Annotated in this window: 5 protein-coding genes; 4 read left to right on the top strand and 1 reads right to left on the bottom strand. The window is 45.5% G+C overall.

Features of this window, described 5'->3' with window-relative positions; genetic code table 11:
* Positions 1–66 precede the first annotated feature (66 nt).
* Complete coding sequence (locus RMO55_RS16410; protein WP_310428179.1) at positions 67–1320, bottom strand: hypothetical protein; 1254 nt, start codon at positions 1318–1320, stop codon at positions 67–69.
* Between the two features lie 231 nt (positions 1321–1551).
* Here RMO55_RS16410 and RMO55_RS16405 point away from each other — a divergent pair, with 231 nt between their 5' ends.
* The 4 genes from RMO55_RS16405 to RMO55_RS16390 all read left to right on the top strand — a co-directional run bounded on the left by RMO55_RS16405 (position 1552) and on the right by RMO55_RS16390 (position 3480).
* On the top strand, positions 1552–1674 hold the full coding sequence (locus tag RMO55_RS16405; RefSeq protein WP_310428176.1) for a hypothetical protein: 123 nt from the start codon (positions 1552–1554) through the stop codon (positions 1672–1674).
* 46 nt (positions 1675–1720) lie between these two features.
* Entirely contained in the window at positions 1721–2086 is a 366-nt protein-coding gene (locus RMO55_RS16400; RefSeq protein WP_310428173.1) for a plasmid mobilization protein, read from the top strand.
* Positions 2076–3056, top strand: a complete 981-nt coding sequence (locus RMO55_RS16395; RefSeq protein ID WP_310428171.1) for a relaxase/mobilization nuclease domain-containing protein — start codon at positions 2076–2078, stop codon at positions 3054–3056. Before RMO55_RS16400 ends, RMO55_RS16395 begins: the two co-directional genes overlap by 11 nt.
* A gap of 223 nt (positions 3057–3279) precedes the next feature.
* Positions 3280–3480 (top strand): hypothetical protein, encoded by a 201-nt coding sequence (locus RMO55_RS16390; RefSeq protein WP_310428169.1) that lies wholly within the window; start codon positions 3280–3282, stop codon positions 3478–3480.
* Positions 3481–3723: the final 243 nt, after the last annotated feature.

The following is a 3723-nucleotide window of genomic DNA, read 5'->3' as shown; positions in this document are numbered from 1 at the left end:
ACAACGTCCCCTCATACGGCTGCAACCGCAAACTTAAATTCTTCCGCCCCCGCTTATTAACCACCATTATTTCCCCTCCATCGACCCAATCAAATAATCAAACAACCCATAACAATCCACCAACCTAATCGCCATATTATGATCGTCCTTATCTGGATCGATATTGAACTTCTCCCGAACTAAATCGATAATCTCCACCCCCCACAGTAGCTCTGGCATCGGCTGATCTTTATCGATGGCGATATATTCACCAATTCTTCTCCACGGGCTATAATGATCCTTCTTGCGCCCAGCATGAGCAGCATTGAAATACCGCTCTAGATCTGGCTCTAAAAACTCAGATGCCCCACCACTGATAACTACGATATCTACCGCACTAGGAATTGTTTTCCCCAGCCACTTCTCCACCTTCTCCCAATACTCCTTAGTCGCCACAGTTATCGCACCAACAATCAACTTACATTCCTGCTGATTCAACTCAACATCCTTCGCCCTCGCCAAACCCTTAATTGGTGGATACTTACCCCAATCAGGATAATGATTATAACTTTCAGTCTGAGGGTGAGTAATATTATGTGCCTGAGCAATCGTATCCATCACCGCAATCGATAACAACTCCCTGTCTACAGACTTCCGCTCCATCACCACATCCAGAAAATTAGTAAATCCCAACAGCGGACTATCCCCCGACAACTTACCCCTGTCAAAATACAAAGCAGTCACATTCCGATGCCCAAACATCAACACCGCAATCTTCTGCTCGTGCAACCAATCAGTCCCATTTTGACGAATATAAGTAGCCGCCACACCACCCCCCTCAGGACGAACCAAAATACTCCCAATCGAGCAGAATAGCGACACTCCTCGGAACTCAAACCCCGCCAAAATCGTTCTCAACCGCTGCTCAAAAATCGAACGGTCATTATACTCATCCCAAGGAATCAGTACCCCCAGATGCAGTTCTAGCTTCTTCTTCCCTAGCTTGAGCTTCAACTTACTCACAATCACCCCAATCGCAGCCGCCACCTTATACAAAGCATTCTCATACTTCTGCTCGCTCGTCCGATCCTCTGGGTCGAATTCCCGTGCTAAATCCCCCACCACAAATACTCGTTCCTGCCACTTGAGATAAGCCTCACGCTCTGGAGCCGGACTACCCAGCGACGATTTGCGGTCGAGATAACTAGCTATTTTTTCTGGCTTAATTTCCTCCACCAATGGAGACATCAACAAATAACCAGGACTCTCTTGTCCCGATAATTGATAGACAATTTTAGTTTGAGAGCCGCCACAATCGACACTGAGATACAAGACAGCCATACTTTTCCTTGGGGATTTATCTTAGCGTACCCATAGTACAAAAAAACCGATCACCCACCGAGTAACTTTAGAGTAGATTCTCCCACCAAATCTCTAAATATTAGTGCCATCTCCAAATATCCAGCTCAAATCCAAAAATTGACAGCTACTTCTTATAGCACCTACAAAACCAAAATTACCAATAAATATCGTGCTAAATTAGCCCTCTGGTCAAAATTAATCGCGTAGGTTATGGTTGAGAGAGCCGCCGAAATTGATGGAAAGCGAGCAGTTCCCGAAGCCGTCGCTACCGCTCCTCATGCCCCTGCGGGACATCGGGAATGGCTCGTCGGGGTGTGCCCCGAACCCCCTTAGAAATAATTGGGCTGATGATTTCAAGTGTTTTTATTAATTTCAACCGATGCGAAACCTCCGCCCGATTAAATTCACTCTCAGATTATCACAAATAGAGAGCGATAAGATCCAGTCTCATGCCACCGAACAAGGGATAGACAAAGCTGATTACATCCGAGAACATCTGTTTGGCAAGGAGAAATCCTCCATCCCCCCAGTAAATTACCGCACTTATGAAAGTTTGACCCAACTCAAAACCGAATTATCCCGCTGGGGTAACAACCTCAACCAATTGACTAGAGCGGTCAACGACCAACGCTGCCCTTCAAGTATCCTCCCAGAAATACAACTCATCCGCAGGACAATGGCAGCCCAGATGGAAACCATTGCTCGGCTACAACTTGAATGTTTGGGGGAAACAGATGATCGCTAGCATCAGCCAGGGCGGGGGTTTTGGCGGTTTATTTGGTTATTTACTCGCTGATGAAAAAGAAGCCAAAATCATTGGCGGGAATGTGGCTTGTCGGTCTGTGAAAGGATTGACACGGGAATTTAAGGCGATCTCCGATCTCAATCCCCAAGTTACGGTTGTAGCCAAACATATTGCTTTAGCCTTTGCACCTGAAGATGGGGAAGTAGCTGATTCCCTTAAAGCAGAAATCGCGATGAGGTTATTACAAGAATTGGGTTATAAAAATAGTCAGTTCCTAATTGTCGAACATCCTCGCAGCGACCACAACCACAACCATGACCATCTACATATCGTGGTCAATGTTGTTGGTTTGGATGGGGAACGGGTCAAAAATGGGTTCGAGTGGCGCAGAACTGAAAAAATCCTCAGAGCAATGGAGACAGAACATAATCTGACTCCAGTGGCATGTAGTTGGGAATCGAAAAAATCGTTGCCAACTAAAGGACAGTCCGAACGCTATCGACGGGAAGTAGCAGCGGCTGAAGTAGACCTAACTTTACCTACGCCTGAATTACCAGTTAGTACGAAGATCCAAGATCTGATTGATGAGGTCATTCCTCACTCCCCGACGATGACCGATTATGTGGCGAGATTGCAATCTAAGGGGGTGGAGGTTAGACCGAAGATTACGCGGACTGGACTAGTCCAGGGTTTGAGCTATTCGTTAGATGGGGTGGCGTTTCAGGGTGCCCATTTGCAAGGGTGCAGTTTTCCCAAGCTTCAAGCTAGAGGAGTTAACTACGAGCGCGAACGCGATTTACCAGCTTTGAACGCAGTTGCTAGAGGGGAGAAACTAACAGTGAAGATTGAGGCAGAGATTGCTCCACTTCTGGAGCTAGATGATTTAGAGTCCGAGATTATTCGTGTCTTCGTCAGAAAAGATCCGGTTAAGAGTGAGAGAGAGAGTAGCTCCTATGGGATGTCGATGTGAGCCAGAAAGTCGCCTTCACCAGCACCCGCCAGACAATTTAATGATGGGGTAAGTGTGATTGTAGAATGGCGGGTCGCTAGTTCCGGCTGTTAATTTGTGGCTCGATTTGCTTTTAAGCACTTTTTAGCAGCTCTGATAAGGGTTTCAGGCTTTGACCGCTACCACTGTCAATTTGCTTTTAAGCACTTTTATTACATCGATCTCTTTCACCAATTGTCTGAAAATGAATCAAATTTTAATTACTAGAAAAGGTAGTCCAAGTAGTCCAAGAATTTTGAAACCTTTACTGGGCATGGCTTTAACACTGGACTACCACGTCGTCCAAGTTTTTCGAGCAATGGCATTTAAACCTATACCTGACAAGGGTTTCAAACTTGGACTACCACTTAGTCTCCAGGTAGTCCAAGAATCTGAATCGAACTAAATCCTCCACCCCGTTAACTAAAAGTTGGACTACCTCTGGACGAATAGGTAGTCCAACAGCTCCATTGTCTGAAAATGAATCAAATTTTAATTACTAGAAAAGGTAGTCCAAGTAGTCCAAGAATTTTGAAACCTTTACTGGACATGGCTTTAACACTGGACTACCACGTCGTCCAAGTTTTTCGAGCAATGGCATTTAAACCTATACCTGACAAGGGTTTCAAACTTGGACTACCACTTAGTC

The organism is Chamaesiphon sp. VAR_48_metabat_135_sub (assembly GCF_031418915.1).
Lineage (GTDB): Bacteria > Cyanobacteriota > Cyanobacteriia > Cyanobacteriales > Chamaesiphonaceae > Chamaesiphon.
The sequence above is the reverse complement of the archived record's forward strand: the minus strand, read 5'-3'. Positions and strand labels throughout refer to the sequence as shown.

Bases quoted from the DNA above. Each gene is read 5' to 3' on its own strand.
- RMO55_RS16410 (WP_310428179.1), bottom strand. From the start codon at position 1,320: ATGGCTGTCTTGTATCTCAGTGTCGATTGTGGCGGCTCTCAAACTAAA.
- RMO55_RS16405 (WP_310428176.1), top strand. From the start codon at position 1,552: ATGGTTGAGAGAGCCGCCGAAATTGATGGAAAGCGAGCAGTTCCCGAA.
- RMO55_RS16400 (WP_310428173.1), top strand. From the start codon at position 1,721: ATGCGAAACCTCCGCCCGATTAAATTCACTCTCAGATTATCACAAATA.
- RMO55_RS16395 (WP_310428171.1), top strand. From the start codon at position 2,076: ATGATCGCTAGCATCAGCCAGGGCGGGGGTTTTGGCGGTTTATTTGGT.
- RMO55_RS16390 (WP_310428169.1), top strand. From the start codon at position 3,280: ATGAATCAAATTTTAATTACTAGAAAAGGTAGTCCAAGTAGTCCAAGA.